General features: G+C 45.3%; 20 protein-coding genes, 1 pseudogene and 1 other annotated feature. Of the genes and pseudogenes, 12 read left to right on the forward strand and 9 right to left on the reverse strand.

Annotated elements, in window-relative coordinates:
* The first annotated feature begins 64 nt into the window (after positions 1 to 64).
* A complete protein-coding gene (locus tag L3Q72_RS02725; RefSeq protein ID WP_275131147.1) occupies positions 65 to 490 on the forward strand; it encodes a DUF3293 domain-containing protein in 426 nt (141 codons plus the stop codon).
* 67 nt (positions 491 to 557) lie between these two features.
* Positions 558 to 1,040 (forward strand): putative 4-hydroxy-4-methyl-2-oxoglutarate aldolase, encoded by a 483-nt coding sequence (locus L3Q72_RS02730; RefSeq protein WP_275131148.1) that lies wholly within the window; start codon positions 558 to 560, stop codon positions 1,038 to 1,040.
* Between the two features lie 7 nt (positions 1,041 to 1,047).
* Here the strand turns inward: L3Q72_RS02730 and L3Q72_RS02735 are convergent, their stop codons facing one another.
* A complete protein-coding gene (locus tag L3Q72_RS02735; RefSeq protein ID WP_275131149.1) occupies positions 1,048 to 1,518 on the reverse strand; it encodes a ribonuclease regulator in 471 nt (156 codons plus the stop codon).
* Between the two features lie 356 nt (positions 1,519 to 1,874).
* Positions 1,875 to 1,991, forward strand: a sequence feature (Thr leader region).
* A gap of 23 nt (positions 1,992 to 2,014) precedes the next feature.
* Between L3Q72_RS02735 and thrA the strand changes: the two genes are divergently transcribed.
* The 5 genes and pseudogenes from thrA to L3Q72_RS02760 all read left to right on the forward strand — a co-directional run bounded on the left by thrA (position 2,015) and on the right by L3Q72_RS02760 (position 9,741).
* Complete coding sequence (gene thrA / locus L3Q72_RS02740; protein ID WP_275131150.1) at positions 2,015 to 4,474, forward strand: bifunctional aspartate kinase/homoserine dehydrogenase I; 2,460 nt, start codon at positions 2,015 to 2,017, stop codon at positions 4,472 to 4,474.
* Between the two features lie 17 nt (positions 4,475 to 4,491).
* Positions 4,492 to 5,448 carry a homoserine kinase gene (thrB, locus tag L3Q72_RS02745; RefSeq protein WP_275132061.1) on the forward strand — a complete coding sequence of 319 codons (957 nt, stop codon included), beginning with the start codon at positions 4,492 to 4,494 and terminating at the stop codon, positions 5,446 to 5,448.
* 3 nt (positions 5,449 to 5,451) lie between these two features.
* A complete protein-coding gene (thrC, locus tag L3Q72_RS02750) occupies positions 5,452 to 6,735 on the forward strand; it encodes a threonine synthase (RefSeq protein ID WP_275131151.1) in 1,284 nt (427 codons plus the stop codon).
* A 208-nt stretch (positions 6,736 to 6,943) separates the two neighbouring features.
* Positions 6,944 to 7,105, forward strand: a pseudogene (locus L3Q72_RS02755) (threonine synthase); the annotation flags it as partial.
* Positions 7,106 to 7,281: 176 nt separating this feature from the next.
* On the forward strand, positions 7,282 to 9,741 hold the full coding sequence (locus L3Q72_RS02760; RefSeq protein ID WP_275131152.1) for a hypothetical protein: 2,460 nt from the start codon (positions 7,282 to 7,284) through the stop codon (positions 9,739 to 9,741).
* A gap of 73 nt (positions 9,742 to 9,814) precedes the next feature.
* Here L3Q72_RS02760 and grcA read toward each other — a convergent pair whose 3' ends face one another.
* Positions 9,815 to 10,192, reverse strand: coding sequence for an autonomous glycyl radical cofactor GrcA (gene grcA, locus L3Q72_RS02765; RefSeq protein WP_275131153.1), 378 nt, complete (start codon positions 10,190 to 10,192; stop codon positions 9,815 to 9,817).
* Between the two features lie 183 nt (positions 10,193 to 10,375).
* Between grcA and nfo the strand changes: the two genes are divergently transcribed.
* The 3 genes from nfo to L3Q72_RS02780 all read left to right on the forward strand — a co-directional run bounded on the left by nfo (position 10,376) and on the right by L3Q72_RS02780 (position 13,144).
* A complete protein-coding gene (gene nfo / locus L3Q72_RS02770; protein WP_275131154.1) occupies positions 10,376 to 11,239 on the forward strand; it encodes a deoxyribonuclease IV in 864 nt (287 codons plus the stop codon).
* A gap of 273 nt (positions 11,240 to 11,512) precedes the next feature.
* Positions 11,513 to 12,193 carry a uracil-DNA glycosylase gene (gene ung / locus L3Q72_RS02775; protein WP_275131155.1) on the forward strand — a complete coding sequence of 227 codons (681 nt, stop codon included), beginning with the start codon at positions 11,513 to 11,515 and terminating at the stop codon, positions 12,191 to 12,193.
* A 384-nt stretch (positions 12,194 to 12,577) separates the two neighbouring features.
* Complete coding sequence (locus L3Q72_RS02780; RefSeq protein WP_275131156.1) at positions 12,578 to 13,144, forward strand: hemerythrin domain-containing protein; 567 nt, start codon at positions 12,578 to 12,580, stop codon at positions 13,142 to 13,144.
* Between the two features lie 46 nt (positions 13,145 to 13,190).
* Here the strand turns inward: L3Q72_RS02780 and L3Q72_RS02785 are convergent, their stop codons facing one another.
* Complete coding sequence (locus L3Q72_RS02785) at positions 13,191 to 13,373, reverse strand: DUF3545 family protein (RefSeq protein ID WP_275131157.1); 183 nt, start codon at positions 13,371 to 13,373, stop codon at positions 13,191 to 13,193.
* A gap of 261 nt (positions 13,374 to 13,634) precedes the next feature.
* On the opposite strand from L3Q72_RS02785, the gene L3Q72_RS02790 reads away from it, so the two are divergent.
* Both L3Q72_RS02790 and yaaA read left to right on the forward strand, forming a co-directional pair.
* The gene (locus L3Q72_RS02790; protein ID WP_275131158.1) at positions 13,635 to 15,056 is read left to right on the forward strand and encodes a sodium:alanine symporter family protein; all 1,422 of its coding nucleotides are present in this window, start codon (positions 13,635 to 13,637) and stop codon (positions 15,054 to 15,056) included.
* An 87-nt stretch (positions 15,057 to 15,143) separates the two neighbouring features.
* A complete protein-coding gene (gene yaaA, locus L3Q72_RS02795; RefSeq protein ID WP_275131159.1) occupies positions 15,144 to 15,917 on the forward strand; it encodes a peroxide stress protein YaaA in 774 nt (257 codons plus the stop codon).
* Between the two features lie 133 nt (positions 15,918 to 16,050).
* Here yaaA and zapD read toward each other — a convergent pair whose 3' ends face one another.
* Genes zapD through L3Q72_RS02825 form a run of 6 tightly spaced genes read right to left on the reverse strand, consistent with a single transcriptional unit; the run spans position 16,051 to position 21,716 of the window.
* A complete protein-coding gene (zapD, locus tag L3Q72_RS02800) occupies positions 16,051 to 16,791 on the reverse strand; it encodes a cell division protein ZapD (protein WP_275131160.1) in 741 nt (246 codons plus the stop codon).
* Between the two features lie 46 nt (positions 16,792 to 16,837).
* Complete coding sequence (gene coaE / locus L3Q72_RS02805; protein WP_275131161.1) at positions 16,838 to 17,437, reverse strand: dephospho-CoA kinase; 600 nt, start codon at positions 17,435 to 17,437, stop codon at positions 16,838 to 16,840.
* Between the two features lie 3 nt (positions 17,438 to 17,440).
* Positions 17,441 to 18,310, reverse strand: a complete 870-nt coding sequence (locus L3Q72_RS02810; protein ID WP_275131162.1) for an A24 family peptidase — start codon at positions 18,308 to 18,310, stop codon at positions 17,441 to 17,443.
* A gap of 42 nt (positions 18,311 to 18,352) precedes the next feature.
* The gene (locus tag L3Q72_RS02815; protein WP_275131163.1) at positions 18,353 to 19,609 is read right to left on the reverse strand and encodes a type II secretion system F family protein; all 1,257 of its coding nucleotides are present in this window, start codon (positions 19,607 to 19,609) and stop codon (positions 18,353 to 18,355) included.
* A complete protein-coding gene (gene pilB, locus L3Q72_RS02820; protein ID WP_275131164.1) occupies positions 19,584 to 21,260 on the reverse strand; it encodes a type IV-A pilus assembly ATPase PilB in 1,677 nt (558 codons plus the stop codon). Before pilB ends, L3Q72_RS02815 begins: the two co-directional genes overlap by 26 nt.
* Positions 21,261 to 21,716 (reverse strand): pilin, encoded by a 456-nt coding sequence (locus tag L3Q72_RS02825; protein ID WP_275131165.1) that lies wholly within the window; start codon positions 21,714 to 21,716, stop codon positions 21,261 to 21,263.
* Positions 21,717 to 21,747 lie beyond the last annotated feature (31 nt).

Raw genomic sequence — 21,747 nt, forward strand, 5'->3', positions numbered from 1 at the left:
TTTATATCAATAGACAAAATATATACAGAGCTGATAGAAATATTACCCGGTTTTTGGGGTGTTTATGCGATTTGAGCGAGAGTTATTAGAGGCTTATAAAGATGTTTATTTCTTTATAAACAAAAGGATAAGTTACAAAAATTTCGCGGTTATCACTGCATGGAACCCATTTAGTCAACCAGTGTCAAACAAAGATAACCGGGATGCAAATCGTCGCTTAGAGCACGAATTTTTGAAACAAAATTACGCTAAACTTGAAGTTGGTGATATAAAAAGAGAGTGGATCGAAGAGAGCTTCGCAGTTGAAACTGACCTGGAACGGTCTGTGGAGCTAGGCAGAAAATATAATCAGAATGCGATCTATTTTATTGAAAATGATGAGATTTATTTGATTTCCTGTGTGAAAGGGGATGAACAGGCCAGCGAAAAGATAGGATGTTTTTCGTCCAGGCTGAAATACACAGGAAGATTGCCTAAGGAATTAAAATAACTCATTGCCGGATGTGCAGAAGCGATTCGCTGTTGTGCTGAAGGCTGTGAAAACTCAAGGAGGAAAAATGAACGATATACTTCCGGAAATCTGTGATAAGTACGAAGATCAGGTCACTTTACTGGATCTGCCATTACAAAGCTTTGGTCAAAGATACGCTTTTTTTGGTGAAGTCGTCACAGTGCGCTGCTTTCATGACAACTCTATGGTAAGAGAAGTCCTGAGTCAGGATGGAAAAGGTAAAGTTCTTTTCGTAGACGGGAATGGTTCCTGTAAAAAGGCACTATTGGGTGATCAACTTGCTATCTTAGCGATAGAAAATGGTTGGGAAGGTGTAATTGTTTATGGCGCAGTCAGAGATGTAGCTGCTTTAGCTGAGATGGATATCGGTATTAAGGCTCTAGCGGCCTGTCCGTTTAAGACGGAAGCGAAAGGTGCCGGCGAGACGAATGTTTCAATAACCATGAATAAGCAAACAGTACTTCCTGGAGATTATGTATACGCGGATTGGAATGGGACATTAATTGCCCATGAGGAGTTAGCGTTTTAATTCCGCATCAGAAGCGGAAACCTAATCCGACTTCAATTCCCTGCTGCCACTCTTCATAATCAAGGGTGGCATGCAGATCAAAATGGTCAGATATTTTTACCCGGCTTGACACTTCAGCAGAATAAACACTTTCCTTTTCACCTGAATCCAGCGTCTCAGTTTTTGAGTGCAGGGTACTTTGCAGTGAAACTTTTTCACTGAACTGGTAGCTGACACCACTCAGAAATCCGCTGTCACTCTCTTCTTCTGTTGCAGAGCTGTCGATACGTGCACCCACAAACAGGTCGACGGTGTCAAAAACTGTGTAAGCATAGCCGCCATCGAACATCCAGGTATCGAAGGAGTCGCTGGGCTGAGCCTGGCTGGAAACAAAAAGTTTATGCGGGGATTTTCCTTCCTGACCCGGTAGTGTCGGAAGGAGATCGGCCAGTGCATTTTGTGCAAGCAATACAAGAGACAAGAATAGTATGCGTTTCATCATCTCCCCCTGCTTTGCTGTTCCACTGGTAAAATAGTTATATTTGCTGAATTGTTAATAAGTTGTTTTTAAACTGTCAGCAGGATCATTAAAACACATTTTTCGCGCTTTGATCCTTACATTTGGATCTTTAGATATAACCATAAGTTATTTGTACTGCACAACGATTTGTTAACTCTCTGATAACTTTTGTGTTTGCTTGCCTGTCTCAATAATAATTCACCACTGATTTCACCAAACTTTTTTTAAAAAAAGTGAACTTTCCATTGACTCTGTGACTGAAAGTCGGTAAACGTAGAGGTAAGCAAACACATAACACGTTTTTAGACTAAGAATTTAAATGTTAACAGCAAGCCATATGATGATGACCACAACCATTATTATGACCGACATGACCATTGTTGGGGCAGGCTGCTAGACGAAAGATTTTCAAAAAAAGGCCTGTATCCCAAAAAGATACAGGCCTTTTTTTATATATATTTACTTGGAGGTAGGGATGCGAGTTCTCAAGTTTGGTGGTTCTTCATTAGCCGATGTTGACCGTTTTTTAAGAGCAGCGGATATCATAGCCAATAATGCTCAACAGGAAGAGACAGCGGTTGTGCTGTCAGCTCCGGGAAAAACGACCAACAAGTTGGTGGCTGTTATTGAAGGTGCACTGAGAAATGGTGACGCTGATTTACAGATCACAGAACTGGAAAATTCATTTAATCAGCTTTTTGCTGATATCAAGGCGGTATTACCAAACATTGAGAGTGCAGCGTTTGACGAGCAGGTCAGCTCCTCTCTTTCTCAGCTTCGCCAGTTTGTGCACGGCATTGCACTGCTGGGCATGTGCCCGAACAATGTGAATGCACGCATTATCAGTAAAGGTGAGCGCATTTCCATCAAACTGATGCAGGCAGTACTTGAAGCTAAGGGGCAGTCAGCAAGTCTGATCGATCCGGTGAAATACCTGAATGCGACCGGTGATCATCTGGAAGCTATGGTTGATGTTGAGTCATCCACTCTGAACTTCAAAAAGTCCCCGCTTCCTGTCGGACATGTAAATATCATGCCTGGTTTTACTGCAGGTAATGAAGAAGGCGACCTTGTGACTCTGGGCCGCAACGGTTCTGACTATTCTGCTGCGGTACTGGCAGCCTGTCTGAGAGCTGATTGCTGCGAAATCTGGACCGATGTAGACGGCGTATATAACTGTGACCCTCGTCTGGTGGATGATGCGCGTCTTCTGAAGTCTCTGAGCTATCAGGAAGCCATGGAGTTGTCATACTTCGGTGCTTCAGTGCTTCACCCTAAAACTATCGCTCCTATCGCTCAGTTCCATATTCCATGTCTGATCAAAAACAGTTTTAACCCGCAGGGCGCCGGTACGCTGATTGGTCAGGATACAGGTGAAGATAACCTTGAGATCAAAGGCATCACTACCCTGAACAAGCTGACCATGGTGAACGTTTCCGGTCCTGGTATGAAGGGCATGGTTGGTATGGCAAGCCGTGTATTTGGCGCTATGTCTGTTGCCGGTGTCTCTATCGTGCTTATTACTCAGTCTTCATCTGAATACAGCATCAGCTTCTGTATTGAAGAGGCCGATAAGGTTAAAGCCGAAGAAGCACTTCGCAATATGTTTGAACTGGAACTGAAGGAAGGCCTTCTGGAGCCGGTAGAGTTTCTTGACGACGTTGCCATTGTTACTCTTGTTGGTGACGGCATGCGTACATCGAAAGGTGTGGCATCACGCTTCTTTTCTGCACTGGCAGAAATCAACGTAAACGTGGTTGCCATTGCTCAGGGTTCTTCTGAGCGCGCTATTTCGGCTGTTATTCCTGAAGATAAAGTATCTGAAGCGATTAAAGCCTGCCACGAGAACCTGTTCAACTCCAAACACTTCCTGGATCTGTTTGTTGTGGGTGTTGGTGGTGTCGGTGGTGAGCTTGTGGATCAGGTTCAGCGTCAGCAGGAAACTCTGGCAGAGAAAGGCATTATTCTGCGCGTATGCGGCCTTGCTAACAGTAAAGGCGTACTTCTGGACGGAAAAGGACTGCCACTGGAAAACTGGCGTGACCGTATGAACAACGTATCAGAAGGCTTTAGCCTGGCTAGCCTTATCTCCACTGTTCAGCGCAATCACATTATCAACCCGGTACTGGTTGACTGTACTTCAAGTGAAGCCATTGCCGATCAGTATGCTGACTTTATGGCTGCCGGCTTTCACGTAGTAACGCCGAATAAGAAAGCCAACACAGCAAGCATGGCTTACTACCACCAGTTGCGTGAAGTTTCCCGTAGCTCGCGTCGTAAGCTGATGTATGAAACAACGGTTGGTGCTGGTCTTCCGGTTATTGAAAACCTGCAGAACCTGATTGCAGCAGGTGATGAACTGTCTAAATTCAACGGTATTCTTTCTGGTTCGCTTTCTTATATCTTCGGTAAGCTGGATGAAGGCATGACACTGAGCCAGGCGACCAATATCGCTAAAGATAACGGCTTTACCGAGCCGGATCCGCGAGATGATCTTTCTGGTATGGATGTGGCGCGTAAGCTTCTTATTCTTGCCCGTGAAGCCGGTCTTGAGCTTGAACTGGACGATGTTGAAGTTGAACAGGCTCTGCCACCAGGCTTTGATGATTCAGGCAGTGTGGATGACTTTATGGCCCGTCTTCCTGAAGCCGATGCCTACTTCTCTGAACTTTCGGCGAAAGCAGCCGCCGAGGGCAAGGTGCTTCGCTATGTAGGTGAAATCAACGAAGGTAAATGCAGAGTATGTATTTCCGCTGTTGATGAAAATGATCCTATGTTTAAGATTAAAGATGGTGAAAACGCACTGGCCTTCTACAGCCGCTACTATCAGCCGATTCCGCTGGTACTTCGTGGTTACGGTGCCGGTACTGCGGTAACAGCTGCAGGTGTATTTGCTGATGTGATGCGTACACTTGGCTGGAAACTGGGGATGTAATGATGGACTCAAGTGACATGAATGTAGTGGTTTATGCTCCGGCTTCAATCGGAAACGTAAGCGTAGGTTTTGATGTTCTGGGGGCAGCAGTGTCCCCAATCGACGGTACTCTTTTAGGAGACCGTGTTGAGGTAAAAGCCGGCAGTGAAGATTTTGCTCTGCTAACAGCGGGGGATTTTGTTTCCAAGTTGCCGACAGAGCCAAAAGAGAACATTGTTTATGACTGCTGGGTCGTCTTTGCCAGAGAATTGAAGAAGAAGGGCGTTGAGCTTAAGCCTCTTACTATGACTCTGGAGAAGAATATGCCAATCGGCTCAGGCCTTGGTTCTTCGGCTTGCTCAATCGTTGCTGCGCTGGATGCACTGAACCGCTTTCATGGTCAGCCTCTGGATGAGATGGAACTGCTTGCTCTTATGGGTGAGATGGAAGGAAAGATCTCCGGCGGTATTCACTACGATAATGTAGCGCCATGTTATCTTGGCGGTCTGCAACTGATGCTGGAAGAGCTTGGTATTATCAGCCAGGAAGTACCGTGTTTTGATGACTGGTACTGGGTTATGGCTTATCCGGGCATTAAGGTCTCTACCGCAGAAGCGCGTGAGATCCTGCCTTCACAATACCGCCGTCAGGATGTGATAGCCCATGGCCGTCATCTGGCTGGTTTTATTCATGCGTGTCACTCAGGACAGCCTGAACTTGCAGCAAAAATGATCAAAGACGTGATCGCTGAACCATATCGTGAGAAACTACTGCCCGGCTTTGCCAACGCGCGTAAATATGCAGCTTCGGCTGGTGCGCTGGCAACAGGGATCTCTGGTTCAGGTCCTACGCTGTTTAGCATTTGCAAAGAAAAAGATGTCGCTGAGCGTGTTGCTCACTGGCTGGAACAGAATTACGTACAAAATGATGAAGGATTCGTCCATGTTTGCCGTCTGGACAAGCAGGGTTCGAAGGTAACAGGAAGTGAGCTATAAGTTATGAAGCTTTACAATATAAAAGAGAATGATGAAATCGTATCCTTTGGCCAGGCCGTTCGCCAGGGATTAGGTCGCAATCAGGGGCTGTTTTTCCCGTCTGAGCTGCCAAAATTTGATGATATTGATGCGCTGCTGGAAGAAGACTTTGTTTCCCGCAGCGGTAAAATCCTTTCTGCACTGATCGGCGATGAGCTGAGTGCAGAGAAGGTAAAAGAGCTGGTGGGCAATGCATTCCAGTTCCCGGCACCAATCAAGAGTGTAAAAGAGGGCGTTTACGCGCTTGAGCTTTTCCACGGCCCTACACTGGCGTTTAAAGACTTCGGTGGCCGCTTTATGGCGCAGTCACTGGCAGCGGTTTCTGACGGTGGCAAAATCACTATCCTGACTGCAACCTCTGGTGATACCGGTGCTGCTGTTGCGCACGCATTCTACGGAATGGAAGATATCAACGTTGTTATCCTTTATCCGAAAGGCAAGATCAGCCCGCTTCAGGAAAAGCTGTTCTGTACTCTGGGTAAAAACATCCACACAGTTGCGATTAACAGCGACTTCGACGCTTGTCAGTCTCTGGTTAAGCAGGCGTTTGATGATCAGGCACTGCGTGATGAAATCGGTCTGAACTCTGCAAACTCAATCAACATCAGCCGTCTGATGGCTCAGATCTGCTACTACTTTGAAGCAGCAGCGCAGATGAGCAAACAAGAGCGCGAAAATCTGGTTATCTCTGTACCAAGCGGTAACTTCGGTAACCTGACTGCAGGTATGCTGGCAAAAGCTCTTGGCCTTCCTGTTAAGCGCTTTATTGCGGCAACAAACGTGAACGATACGGTTCCTCGTTATCTTGAAACCGGTAAGTGGGAGCCAAAACCAACTATCGCAACCACTTCTAACGCAATGGACGTAAGCCAGCCAAACAACTGGCCACGTATCGAAGAGCTTTGCCAGATCAAAGGCTGGGGCCTGGATACTCTGGGCAGAGGCGCAGTAACTGATGAGCAGAGCGCAGAGTCAGTTCGCGAACTGAACGAACAGGGCTACCTGTGTGAGCCACACGGCGCAATCGCATACCGCTGCCTGAACGAGCAACTTGCAGAAGGCGAAACAGGCCTGTTCCTGTGTACCGCTCACCCGGCTAAGTTCAAAGAAGTGGTCGATGAGATCCTTGGTACTGATATCGAGATCCCTGGCCCGCTTGCTAAGCATGCTGCAATGGAAAATCTTTCCGAAGAGCTGGATGCGGATTTTGATAAGTTGAAGGAAGTTCTGCGTAAAGTACAGAAATAAGCTTTTAGCTGTCGGCTTTAAGAGGTGGTCATATTGGCCACCTTTTTTGTTTTCTGCCTGATAATAGTATTACATGGTGATAACTCTCCCTAACTCCTTCTTTTTCCGGCTAGATATCTAACCAATCTTTCGTTTAACTCCTAAAAAATAACAAGTTTTATAGCCAGGAGAACTCTATGAAAGATTTGATTCCCAAAATATTGCTGATGCTCACCCGGCTAAGTTCAAAGAAGTGGTCGATGAGATCCTTGGTACTGATATCGAGATCCCTGGCCCGCTTGCTAAGCATGCTGCAATGGAAAATCTTTCCGAAGAGCTGGATGCGGATTTTGATAAGTTGAAGGAAGTTCTGCGTAAAGTACAGAAATAAGCTTTTAGCTGTCGGCTTTAAGAGGTGGTCATATTGGCCACCTTTTTTGTTTTCTGCCTGATAATAGTATTACATGGTGATAACTCTCCCTAACTCCTTCTTTTTCCGGCTAGATATCTAACCAATCTTTCGTTTAACTCCTAAAAAATAACAAGTTTTATAGCCAGGAGAACTCTATGAAAGATTTGATTCCCAAAATATTGCTGATTGTTATATCTATTTTTGTTATTACAGGTTGTGAGGATAATGCTCCGCCGACTATTGATGGTATTAAAGAAAACTATGTTATAGCAGTCGGTGGAGAGCTTGATCTGAAAGCAGTGATATCTGATGCTGATGGAGGTACGCTCACTATTGCCTGGAAACAAACGTTAGGCGATCCTCTCTGGAATGAGGATCCTACCGGTTCCGAAGCGACTTTGAAGATCCCTACACAAAAATCAGGTACGGGAGTCTATGCTTTTGAAATCAGAGTTAGTGACGGTATAGATAGTGCCGTACATAAAAGTGTCCTTACCGTGCTTCCTCTGGCGAGCGAGCACGTTATTCCCTGGGATTGCCAGAGAGCTGAAGTTTGCACCGATATTCAGTTTAACTTGAGGGATATCTCCCCATACGGGGTGTATGACAAATCTGCGAATAAGTTTGAAATAGAACTAACTTCTGAATCTGGTGCAGTGTTTGATTTTAGCGAGCTAACTGACCTGACCCTTTTTTACGGAAGAAACGTAAAGGAAATTCAGGACCTATTTGATTTCAGTGAACTAAATAATCTTTTGTATGTGAAAGAGGATAAAATTTCTGAGTTTAATGAGCTTTTATCCTATAGCCATGAGCAAAATAGTCTTTTTATTAGTGGTAAAGATACTTCAGGCTTTGATGTAACTAAAGAGGTGTTTTTCTATTATGGGCACGGTTCTATAAAAGGTACATTTGTCGATAAAGAACATAAGGTACTCTCTAATTTGGAGGGGCAACTGGTACAATTAAGAGGAACTTCTAAAACTCAACGAATTACCTATTATACCCTGGTCAAAAGTGATGGAAGTTTTGAGTTTAAAGGTTTACAAGAAGATCAGTATTTTATTTCTATGCCTGAAAGTAACGATATGTCTGTTTTTGAAGAAGTTGAAGTTAGTTCTGGTACACCAAACTTGAATGTAAATATAGAGGTTATGTGGCTGAGTGAATTACATAAGAGCATTCTTATTGGGAACGATCAAACTATATCAAATAGGGCGGACTCTTATTATTCTCCTCCTCCAAGTTTGATAGGTTCTTTCGAAAGCGCTAATGAAGAGGAAAACTTAGTCAGTGATACAGGAGTTATCTCAGTTCCAAAAGACACAAAAGAGCTAGTATTGGTTAGTTACTTATACTTATCAGAAGTTTATGTACAGAGTGATAGAGCTGATTTTGAATTAAATTGGCATATGGGATATACAGTTGGTGAAGACAAAACAATATACGAAGGCAAGAGTAGTGAAACTCATGAATACAATGAAGGCTCTAAGTTTTTCTGTGAAGTTGTTCGTTTTGATGAAAATTTAAAGAAAGAACCTATTAATATAAAACTGTTTTCCAAGACAGAAAATACAGGAAAGGTAAAATCGAACGCATATGTGAATATTTCTGTTTATGATTCCTTTGAGGAAGTGAGGGAGCTGTGTATCAAAGACTTTTCTATGAAAGAAGGGCTTGGTCTGGGGCTAAAAAAGAAGTGGTATATTGGATTAGGAAAAAATACCACTAGGAGTTGGAAAGCTCAAGTATCATATGATGCGCTTTCCAAAGGTATTGAAGTTGATGTCGAGCAATGCAAATTTATTTATGAAGATAGTGAGCTCGATATTGACATACATAACGTAAACTCTGTTCGAAGTGGTAGGGTTGAATTTGAAATGCGTTTTTCAGGTAGTACCGTACCTGATGAAAAAATTCCGTCTGGGAAGATAAGGTGCGACTTTTCCGGAACAGACCCTGAAGAGAAAATACTGACTTTACATGCTCGTGCAGTTATGAAAATGCCTGATGAACAGGTAAGTCTTATTCCACTATATCATTATCCATATGGAAAGCGGTATGGAGCTATTCGAGATATTGGCGGGGATAGTTGGATGCAATTTTCTACAATGAATCAAATGAAACAATTATCATCCCTTGCTTATAATGATGCTTCTCGCGAACATGGAGGCCTTTTTACCAAGGATAACTTTTATTATTCTCATTACAACATCGAAAAAGAAGTTCCTTACAGCAAATATAGACATGATCATTTTTCCCATAGAGACGGAACTTCTGTAGATACGCTTTATCCTACCTCCACCATGTTAAATCCAAAGACAAAGTTAAAAAATAAGCTGGATATGTCTTATGGTAACCCGGGTGTAGCAAAGGAAGTTAGAGATTGGGTGCTTGAAATGAGGGCAGAAGTTGACGCAATAACAGCTAGAGAAACAGTGAAGTTAGTTTATATAGATGATAGAGGATGGTTTAAGAAACTAGTCACTATGGGAGTTGATAGTAAAGGAAGAGAAATTGAAGGGTTGGGAAAATGGGAGACTAAGTCTCTTAAAGTAAAGCATCTCAAAGGGCACCTAGATCACGTCCATATTGAGTTTTATCCTACCAATTAATCATAAATAAAATTAAGCCCCGATAAGCTAGAGTCTTATCGGGGCTTTGAAATAAAACCAATGCTTACTGAAGTTACAGAGAATCAGTAAAAGTACGTGCAATTACATCACGCTGCTGCTCTGGAGTCAGAGAGTTGAAGCGTACTGCGTAGCCGGATACACGGATAGTCAGCTGAGGGTAGTTCTCTGGGTGTGCAACTGCATCTTCAAGAGTTTCACGCTTAAGAACGTTCACGTTCAGGTGCTGACCACCTTCGATTTTTGGTGCTGTTTCGATAGCGACTTCGCGGCTTTCGAACTCGCCCAGCTCAGAAGCGGCTACAACCTGATCTGCTTCATAGCCAGAAACCGCTGCAACACAGCGAGCTTCGTTTTTCTCAGTGTCCAGTAGCCAGATTGAGTTTAGTAGGTCATCGTTAGCGGCTTTAGTAATTTGAATACCCTGAATCATAACTTTCTCCTAATCACAATTTTAGTGTTAAATATTAATTTGTTGAGCTTGTCGTTAACTTGTTGTCTGTATGGTAATATTGATTTAAGTCAAAGTACAGAGTAAAACCTCAATTTTTTTGTGGCGTTTTTATTGCGCTGCATCAACAAAAGGGCGAATAGCCCGAAAATACTAAGAAAGAGAGTGGTTGTGAGTAAGAAATTTTTTGGTGCGCACGTATCAGCAGCAGGTGGTGTGGAAAACGCTCCGTTAAGAGCAAAAGAGATAGGGGCAAACGCCTTTGCCCTGTTTACAAAGAATCAGAGACAGTGGGTAGCTAAGCCTCTGACAAGTGAAAGCATCCGTGCTTTTAAAGAGAACTGCAGCAAGCTTGGCTTTAGCAAAGAGCAGATCCTTCCCCATGACTCTTATCTGATTAACCTCGGTGCTCCTGAAGCAGAAAAACTGGAGAAGTCGCGCCTTGCGTTTATTGATGAAATGGAGCGCTGTGACCAATTAGGGTTAAGCCTGCTGAACTTCCATCCGGGCAGTCATCTTAAAAAAGTATCCGAAGAAGAGTGCCTGGCAACTATTGCAGAGTCTATTAATCTGGCGCACAAAGCGGTTCCGGGTGTGATTGCGGTGATTGAAAATACGGCAGGGCAGGGAACCAACCTTGGCTGGAAGTTTGAACACCTGGCGGCAATTATTGAACAGGTTGAGGATAAGGAAAGGGTAGGAGTTTGCCTCGATACTTGCCATACCTTTACCGCCGGATATGACCTGCGGACAAAAGAAGCCTGCGATGAGACCTTTGCAGAGTTCGACAGAGTTGTCGGTATGCACTATCTCAGGGCAATGCATCTTAATGATTCAAAAGTAGAATTTGCCAGCCGTGTAGACAGGCACCACTCTCTTGGCCGTGGTGAAATTGGCTGGGACTGCTTTGAGTATATTGCTCAGGATTCTAGGTTTGATGGTATCCCTTTGATTTTAGAGACAATAGAACCTGAAATCTGGAAAGATGAGATTCAGGCTCTAAGACATCTTGAAATAAAAAACGCCTGATTTTCAAAAGCTAACTCAGTTCAAGTTTTTACTTTAAAAAAAGTGGCATCTTTCTTTCATAGTCTTTGTTGTAAGTTTCGATAAAGTCATAAAGAGGTGCCACTATGTCCAGACCATCAGGATCATCCAGCCGTCCACATTTTACTCCGGTTCCAAATCGTCATATTCAGGGACGAGGGCACTTCCGAACGCCTCAAAAGGCAGGTTAACCCAGCCTTTATGATTCTCTTAAAATCGGTACAATAACCGCAATTAATTTTAAGGGAATCAGACATGAATCAAGCACTAACCTGGCACGATGTTATTGGTCGTGAAAAGGAGCAGGACTATTTTCAGCAGACAATGGCATTCGTTCAGGCCGAGCGTGATGCAGGCAAGGTTGTCTACCCTCCGGCAAAAGATGTGTTTAACGCATTTCGTTATACTGAGCTGGCTGATGTAAAGGTTGTGATTCTGGGACAAGATCCATACCACGGCCCGAATCAGGCGCACGGTTTGTGCTTTTCTGTGCTTCCCGGCATCAAGACGCCTCCGTCACTGGTGAACATGTACAAAGAACTGGCGCAGGATATTCCGGGATTTCAGATCCCGGATCATGGTTATCTGCAAAGCTGGGCCGAGCAGGGTGTGTTGCTGCTTAATACAGTGCTTACTGTAGAGCAGGGAAAGGCTCATTCGCACTCGAAAACCGGCTGGGAAACATTTACTGACAGAGTGATTGAGGCGGTAAATGAGAACTGCGAAGGTGTTATCTTCCTGCTTTGGGGGGCGCATGCACAGAAAAAAGGCCGGGTAATCGACAGAAACCGTCACCATGTGCTGACTGCTCCACATCCGTCACCGCTTTCCGCCCACAGGGGCTTTTTCGGTTGTAAGCATTTTTCGCAGACGAATCAGATCCTGGAACAGAAAGAGCTGAGCCCAATTAAATGGCAACCTTCTGCTGCTGAGTAAATGTAGCTTGTTTATACGTAACTCAATGGGACAAAGAAAAGCTCCTCCCCTTCACCTCAAAAGGTTGGATTTTCGATCGAGTTACATCGAAGGGGAGGTTGGGAAGGGTTGTTTCATTTAGATCTAATCTATTGATTATACTCATATATAACCAACCCCCTCTAACTCCCCCTTCTATTAACTTCAACGATCAGTTAGCTTTTCAGTTAAAGGGGGAGAACCTACAGCGCTTGCATTGATATTTGTGTATAAGGTGCTTAGGTAAAATTCTGATCTGCACAATTATTCGACCACTATCAAAGCAAAATTCCTGATTCTTATATACACTTAAGTGTGGTTTCACCAAGAACCTTATAAGGATAATTAATCAGGGAGAAGTACGCGATGATGATTGAACAGATTCGCCGTGAGCATGGCTATATGGTTAGGCTGCTGGCTATTTTGCGTAAGAAGCTGAATAAGATCAAAGAAGAGCAACCTATCAACTATAGTCTGGTGAAAGAGATCGTCGACTATCTTTCCAGTCATTCTGAGTCTACGCACCATCCTAAAGAAGATATTCTTTACCAGTATTATATGGAGCACTACGGGGCAGCGCATACCGTTGAGAACCAGGAGATGAAAAACCTGGAGCTGGAACATAAGGTGCTATCAGAGAAGACTCATGAATTTATGGGCATTGTCGACATGATCCTGCAGGATGCGGTTGTTCCTCTGGATGTTTTTTCAGAGCAGCTGGAGTCATTTATTCTGGAGCAGAAACGCCACCTTGACTTTGAAGAGCGGGAGATCCTGCCTCTAATCAGTGAGACATTCACAACAGAAGACTGGCAGGCGGTAGAAAGTCAGTGGGATAAAAGCGACGACGATCCTGTGTTTGGCGATACTATTGCTGACAAGTACAAGCAACTTGCCGAGCGGGTCAGACAAACCGAAGACGAAACACTTTAGCAGGATAAAAAACAGGCACCCGGTGAGGTGCCTGTTTTAATATTCATTAAAGGTCGATGTCATCTAAGCTGTCAAAGCAGCAATCCATGTCCATTAGTTCTTTTTTCAGACGCTGGCGATCCTTAATTGCTTCGATTTCACGCCACTTACGCTTAACAGGTTTTGCTCTGCCTGAACGAGTCTGTACGTCATTCATTGCAGTAATATCATCTAGGATAAAGCCTTCCATATCGACCTCACTGTACTTGTTATTCGTTCCAACTTGAGACGCTTATATTTCTGCGTCTCGATACATTAAGTAACATATGTGGTCTGAGTCTAGCTATGATGTGTTTCTCATTTGTTTCTCTTATATGAAGGTTTTATTAGAAAGTATTCACCATTTCACACTTTGCATTAACGTTTTGTTTAAATATTAACCGCTTGGTATTTTGAATCTGTTGATTTTATAATCCGGAAAGGAAACAGGGATTTTTTAAAAGGAGTTTTGGTGGAAGAGGTTATCTATCTGATGAGTGACCTGCTTTGGGGGGCGATACTTATTTACCTTCTGAGCGGGGTTGGGATCTTTTTCACCGCGAAACTCGGTTTTATCCAGTTCCGGCACTTTTCTCATATGTTTTCTGTGCTGAAGAACAGCAGGAAGGGGGATCAGTCGGGCATCTCTTCTTTTCAGGCCTTATGTACGGGGCTGGCTGCCAGGGTAGGAACCGGAAATATGGCCGGGGTTGCTGTAGCCATTACCACAGGCGGTCCGGGGGCGGTCTTCTGGATGTGGTTTATCGCTATGCTCGGCATGCCAACGGCATTTGCAGAGAGTACCCTGGCTCAGCTATACAAAACGCGGGATGAAAACGGGTGTTACCGTGGCGGTCCTGCCTACTATATTGAAAAAGGTCTGGGTATGCGCTGGCTGGGCATGGTCTTCTCCATGCTGCTTATTGTGGCCTTCGGGCTTATCTTTAATGCCGTGCAGGCAAATTCTATCGCCAGTGCATTGAGTTCTGCCTTTGGCTGGGACAATCTTTATGTTGGCCTTGGCGTAGCCGCACTGTCTGCTGTGGTTATATTCGGCGGGTTGAGACGGATCGCCCGTGTTGCAGAGCTTCTTGTGCCTCTTATGCTGCTTATATATCTGGGCCTTGCTCTGTTTATTGTTTTTGTGAATCTGGAAAAGGTTCCGGCTGTTTTATCTCTGGTGGTTGAAAGTGCGTTCGGATTAACCGAAGCGGCGGCTGGCGGAGTGGGGTATGCGATCTCTCAGGCGATGATAAACGGCTTCAGACGAGGCCTGTTTTCCAATGAAAGCGGAATGGGTGCCGCTCCCAATATTGCGGCTTCTGCCGCTCCCAGCCCGCCACATCCGGCTTCTCAGGGGTATGTGCAGATGCTGGGTGTCTTTATCGATACCATAGTGATATGTACAGCAACGGTATCGATAATTTTGCTTTCCGGGGAATACATTCCGCATAGTGAAATTACCGGCATTCAGCTTACTCAGAGAGCGGTCAGCGCACAGGTTGGTGACTGGGGGAGTTTGTTTGTTGCCTTCGCAATATTCTTCTTTGCGTTTACTTCCATTATTGCCAACTATTGTTACGCAGAGACCAATATTCTGTTTTTGGGGCGTAACCGTAAAAGAGGTATACAGGTGTTTCGCCTGCTTGTGCTGGCAATGGTGTTGATTGGTTCATTAGGTGCGCTTGATGTTATCTGGGCTCTGGCCGATGTTTCCATGGGCTTGATGGTTATTATAAACCTTGTGGCCATTACGCTTCTTTCGGGAATCGTTATCAAGCTGGCGCGGGATTACAACAGTCAGCTCAGAGCGGGTAAAGAGCCGGTTTTTAACACTCAGGAATATCCGGAACTGCATTCTCAGCTGGAAAAAGGAATTTGGGATAGGAAATAGCTATCAAATAAATAGCGATAGTCGTGCTGACTTGTTCAGCGTTTTTATATAACCTTGTTTTATATCGAATAAGTCCGGGAGAAAAATATGCTTATCGTCGTTTCACCAGCAAAAACATTGGATTATGAATCACCATTGGTAACGGAAGAGCATTCCCAGCCGGAACTGATCGGGCACTCTAAAGAACTGATAGAGGTATGCCGCAAGTTGTCTCCGCAGAATATTTCGGCACTGATGAAGGTGAGCGACAAAATTGCCGGTCTGAATGTCGCCAGGTTTGAGCAGTGGAGTGAAGAGTTCACTACAGACAATGCCCGTCAGGCAATTTTAGCCTTTAAAGGCGATGTTTATACCGGCCTTGAAGCAGAAAGCATGAGTGCGGAAAACTTTAAATTTGCACAATCGCACATGAGAATCCTGTCGGGTTTATATGGTTTGCTAAAACCACTGGATCTTATGCAGCCATACCGTCTGGAAATGGGCACGAAACTGGCGAACCAGCGAGGTGCTAACCTGTACCAGTTCTGGGGAAGCATTATCACTGAAAAGCTAAATGAAGCGATAGCTAAGCAGGGTGACAACGTTCTGGTTAACCTGGCTTCCAATGAATACTTTAAGTCGGTAAAAACCAAAGAGCTGGATGCAAGCGTGATTACTCCGGTGTTTAAAGATTGCAAGAATGGCCAGTACAAAGTCATCAGCTTCTACGCTAAAAAAGCCCGAGGAATGATGGCGCGCTATATCATAAAAAACAGAATCGACAGCGTGGCTGATCTGACGAAGTTTGATACTGCGGGGTATTATTTTGTTGAGGAAGAGTCTACGGCGACGGAGTTGGTGTTTAAGAGGGAAGAGAAATAGGGACGGATTTTATCCTATAGGTAACAGGACGAACTTCGTCCTGCAGGTGACAGGTAAAACAAGGTTGACACATGGAACACGCATTTCCAAAATAACCTGCAACCTGCAACCTGCAACCTGCAACCTGCAACCTTTAACTACAAATAGCCAACTCAAACTCCAAATCCTGGCTGCAAGCCTGCCCGGTTTCAAAGGACATAAACTTAATAGCAAAGCGGTTTTTGTGCCCTGAGATCATAGGGTAGGCACCATTATTCAATGGAATGTTCAGCCTTAAGATATTAGCCTCTTCGGCGTCACTCTGGAAGAAGCCGTTTCGTGCTATCTGTGGTTTGAAGTATCCGGTTTCGCGGCATAGCTGGAGCCAGAGGTTTAGCGACTCTGAAAGGGGCTGCAGCGTTTTCATCCACTCACTGGCGTTTCTTTGTCTTACTTCCAGAGGAAGGTGGTTCCAGTAGTGCAGCGCCGGAAGGTCAAAGCAGCAGGTGCCGCCCGGAAGGTTAAATCTCTGGCGGATTGAGCTTAAGAAGCGGTCTTCCTTCAGGGTTCGGCCGAATCTTTCAGCTCCCATCAGGTTTTTATGTGCCAGATCCAGCTCATCAAGGACAGCCTGCAGCTTATCCTGATTAACACCTTCTACGTTTAACCAGCTTCTGTATGCGAGTCTCTGCTTTTCCAGATCTTTAGCTAATTCTGCTTTTAACTGGATCTGATCAAATATTTCCAGAAGATCAAAAATAGACCGGAAAAACTGATGATATTGCTGGGTATCGTTAAAGTTTGCGGAATGGTGCATTTGCCTCAGCAGTGCTTCGACTCTGAGATAAATACGGGTTTTTTCATTTAGAGGGTGTTCAAATTTATGCGTTGTCATTCCGCGACCTTAAAGTCCTCGCTTGATAGGTATTACTATCCGTGTATTACTTAGCTAAAGACAGATATTTATTGTGCAGGGTCGTTATCTGAGCTAACAAGTCCTGTTCGTCATCTTCATTAAGAATAATATCGTCGGCAATTGCCAGTCTCTGTTGTCTGTCTGCCTGTGAAGCCAGAATGGCTTTTGCCTGATCATCGGCAACATTATCCCGCATAACCGTTCTTTGAATCTGAGTTTCAGGGCTGACATCAATGACCAAAATTCTGTCTGCCATTGATTGTAATTGATTTTCTACCATCAATGGAATAACTAATAATGCATAAGGTGATTTTATTGCAGAGAGTGATTCATTCATTTTCTGCCTGATCATGGGATGAAGCAGGTTATTCAGCCACTCCTTCTCTTCTGGGCGGGAAAAAATAATTTCTCTGAGTTTGGAGCGATCCAACGTTTTCTCAGAAGTGAGAATGGAACGTCCAAAGTGTTCAGCTATGGCTTGCAGACCTTCGGTTCCCGGCTCGACAACTTCACGGGCAACAATATCCGCATCAACAATCTCTATCTGAAAGTGCTGATTAAAAAGGTTTGCTACTGTGGTTTTACCGGAAGCGATTCCGCCGGTGAGTCCAACGATAAATGGCATGCGTTATAGTCCCAGAACTGAAGTGAAATACCAGTTAATAATACTGTTTCCCCATAAAAGGGTAATCCAGCCTGCTATCGCCAGATAAGGGCCGAAGGGAAAGGATTTATCAATGCCTTTTTTTTGCATTCTTAACTGAATAATACCGAACACCAGTCCCACCATGGATGAACCGAGCACCACCATAGGCAGAGACTGCCAGCCCAGCCAGGCACCTAAGGCGGCCAGGAGCTTAAAGTCGCCATACCCCATCCCTTCTTTTCCGGTAAGGATTTTAAATATCCAGTAAACCGACCATAAACAGAGGTAGCCGGCCATAGCGCCGATAACAGAATCGGTTAGGGAAACCGGGCTGATATCCATCAGCGACAGAGCTATCCCGCCCCACATCAGCGGAAGCGTTAGTGAGTCAGGCAGCAGCATGGTATCAAAGTCGATAAAGGTGGCGCAGATAAGCACAAAGGTGAAAAACAGGGCTGCAACAGCAAAGTAACTAAAGCCCATTTCCAGTGCCACCACAGTGCACATCGCAGCTGTAAGCAGTTCGACTAACGGGTAGCGGATGCTGATAGGGTGGGCGCACTTGTGGCACTTGCCTCTGAGCATAATCCAGCTCAGAAGCGGGATATTGTCAATTAGCCGGATTGGCGTATTGCATTTCGGGCAGTGTGAGCGCGGTTTACTTAAGTTAAAAGTCTCTGTCTCTACGGGAATATTCAGTTCTGGGAAGGCTTCAGCGCAATCTTGCTTCCACTCCCGCTCCATCATAATAGGAAGGCGGTGGATAACAACGTTCAGGAAGCTACCAATAATCAATCCAAAAACACCGGCAAACAGGGGAAAAAGCCAGGGGTAAACTAAAAACATTTCCATTTAAATACTCAACTGAGGCAGCTTGATACAAGTGGTTAACACTTATCCTAACACATTCATTAAACTAAAGATTGGAAGATACATTGAAATAACCAGCCCTCCGACCACAAGGCCTAAGATAATCACGATCAGCGGCTCCAGTAATTTACCCAGATTATCTACCGTATTGCTGATTTCAGACTCGTAAATAGTTGCGATCTTATTCATCATTTGGTCAAGGCTGCCGGACTCTTCACCTATCATGATCAGTTGCTGAACCAGATCCGGGAACTCCTGACTTTTGCGCATGGCAATATGGATTGGCATTCCGGATGCTGCCTGCTCGGCCAGTCTCTGAATCACTTTTTCGTAGTGGTGGTTTCCTGCTGTTTTCGCCCCTGTTTTTAAACCATCCAGTACCGGGATCCCGGCACTAAAGCTGGTGGCCATAGTGCGGCAAAAGCGGGATATAACAGATTTTGTTATTAGTTGTCCGAATAGCGGAATCCGGAGCAGATGTTTGCTGACCTTAAGCCTGAACCCGGCAGAGCGCCGGTAGTGCCAGCGAAGGGCGAGGCAGAAAACAACGGAGCAGCCGGTTAACCACAGGGTATAGCTTCTCAGCCATTCCGATAACTTTAATACCTGCCGGGTAAACCAGGGAAGCTCTGCATTGAAGCCGCTGAACATGGTCTCAAACTGGGGTACCACGGTTGTCAGCATAAGAAATGAGACACCAAGGGCGACAATCAAAACCATTACCGGGTAGATCATCGCCTTAATAATCTGTGCTCTGGTGGCTTCATTTTTCTCTCTGTAGGTTGCCAGTCTGTCCAGCAGTTGCGGAAGTTGTCCGGAATGCTCCCCTGCCATGATTAAATCTGAATAGAGTCCCTCAAACAGAGGGTTAACCGATCTCATTGCCTGGGATAACGCCGTTCCTGCTTCTACTTTGCCTGAAATCAGATAAAGCAGTGACTTTACCTCTGCCTTTTCCTGATTCTGAGCGATCATCTGCAGTGCCTGTAATAGCGGGATACCGGCATTAAGCATGGTGGCCAACTGGCGGGTGAACAGGGTGATGTCACGGGGGCCTGCTTTATGCAGGATTCGCTCAGAAAGCGACAGGCTGCTTTCTCTTATCTTTAGCGCCCGGATATCCTGCTTAATAAGCTGCTGATGAGCCTGTAGTTCAGACAGTGCCAGCAATTTCCCCGCGGCTTTTTGGCCGTTACTGAGTCTTCCCCGCCATTGGTATTTTTTCAGCGGAAGGTGCCTGGTCTTGCCGGAAGCATCAGAGAACCCGCTGTATTTCGGCATAGCTGGTGGCTCCCTGTTTTAGCTTATCGAGGCCTGACTCTTTTAACGTTTTCATCCCGCTGCTTATTGCCACTGTTTCCAGTTGTTCATAACTGGCTCCCTGGGCAATCAGGCTTCTGAGCTGCGAGTCGCAGTTTATTACTTCATAGATCCCGACTCGCCCGGAGTAACCGCCGTTGCATTCGGTGCAGCCCTCTTTTTTAGCCTGATAAAGAACCGTATGTTTACTGATGCTCAGTTCCTTTAGAAGCTCCTGTGGGAAGTTTTGTTTTTGCTTGCAGTGAGGGCAAAGCCGTCTGACAAGTCTTTGTGCAATAACCAGACTTAAGGATGAGGCGATATCGAAATTCTCTGTGCCTAAATTACCAAGACGGGTCACGGCTTCAATGGCTGAATTGGTATGCAGGGTGGAAAGAACAAGGTGACCGGTCTGAGCGGCTCTGATGGCAATAGCCGCCGTTTCGGAGTCACGGATTTCCCCAACCATAACCACATCCGGATCCTGACGCAGGAAAGCCCGGAGAGCCTGAGCAAAGTCAAAGTGAATTTTCCGGTTTATCTGAACCTGATTAATGCCGGGAAGGTTAATCTCAACCGGGTCTTCAGCGGTTGAAATATTTAGCTCCGGGCTGTTCAGAATGTTAAGCCCCGTATAGAGGGAGACGGTTTTTCCGCTTCCCGTCGGCCCTGTTATTAATATCATTCCCTGCGGCTTTTTTAGCGCCTCTGAGTAGAGTGCAATCTGTTTGTCACTGAAGCCAAGCTGCTTGATATCCAGGCTGGCCTGATGACTGTCCAGAATACGCAGAACCACTTTTTCTCCCCACAACGTTGGCAGGGTGGACACTCTGAGGTCAACCAGATTTCCTCTGCCGGTTTTTAACTTAATCCTGCCATCCTGAGGAATCCGTCTTTCTGCGATATCCAGTTTTGACAGGATTTTAATTCGAGCAGCTAACCGGCGGGCAAGCTGAGGGGCCGGTTTCTGAGTTTCTATTAAAATTCCGTCGCAGCGAAAGCGGATCCGGTAGTGGTTTTCATAGGGTTCGAAGTGAATATCTGAAGCGCCTTTTCGTACGGCATCTTCAATGACCTGGCTGATAAAGCGGCTGACGGGAGCCTGATCTTCTTCAGCGGTTGTGCTGCTTTCTGTTTCATCTGAAGCCTCTACAAGCCCGCTCAGTTCGTCTTCATGGATCTCCCTGCCGGTGAGCTCTTCGCTGTTATCCGTTTGTCCGTAAAGATGCCGGATAGCGCCTGATATGGATTTGTAATCGGCAAGGCAAAGCCTTATCTGGTAACGGGTAGCAAAGCGGAAATCATCTTCTGCCTGGGAGTTGCAGGGATCACTGACCGCAACTAACAGCTCGTTACCGTTCAGCTCTACCGGCAAAGCGGAATGTTTGCAGATTAGCTTTCTTAGCCCCATCTGATGACAGACAGGTTCATAGTTATAGGCCCGGATGTCAGTCAGTGGCATGGAAAACAGAGAGCTGATATGAGCGGAGAGCTGGTCAAAGGTAAAGTAGCCAAGCTTATTCAGAGCAACGACAGCAGGGATCGTTTCTTTTTCACATAGCGTGCGGGCTTCTGAGCTTTGCTCCGGGGTTAAAAGCTGATGCTGGCATAAGATAGAGATAAGAGAGCTCATTCAGAGTATTTCTCCTCTTTCGCACCCTTTCGGGAAAAGAGAATAGTGCTCTTGTGCAATGTCGGTAATGCATCGCCAGTTGCCCGATTCGCTTCTTTCCAGCGCCAGATTATTTGCTTCTCCGCCGGATTCTCTGAACTGAGTTCCTGATAAATTGAGAATGATCTGCCCTGACTGGAGCTGACTATCATTTTGCCTGGCTGTCACAGCGCCAAGCGGCGTTTCCGATGCGCCAAGCAGGGAAAGTAAATCAGCCGGGCTGTTTATTTCAGGGAAAGCGCCGTTAGTGAGAATATGGTCTTCAATGGGGACTTTCAGGTTATGCAGGGTTGCCAGTGCGGCGCTTAGTTCTGATTTTTTTGCATATTTCTGGTAATTGGGAAGAGCGATAGCGGTAAGAACGCTGATAATAGCCATCACAACCAGCAGTTCAATAAGAGAAAATCCTCGGTTCATTCAGGCTCCGTAGTTTGCAGGGAAATGGGGA

Source organism: Vibrio sp. JC009, assembly GCF_029016485.1.
Taxonomy (GTDB): domain Bacteria; phylum Pseudomonadota; class Gammaproteobacteria; order Enterobacterales; family Vibrionaceae; genus Vibrio.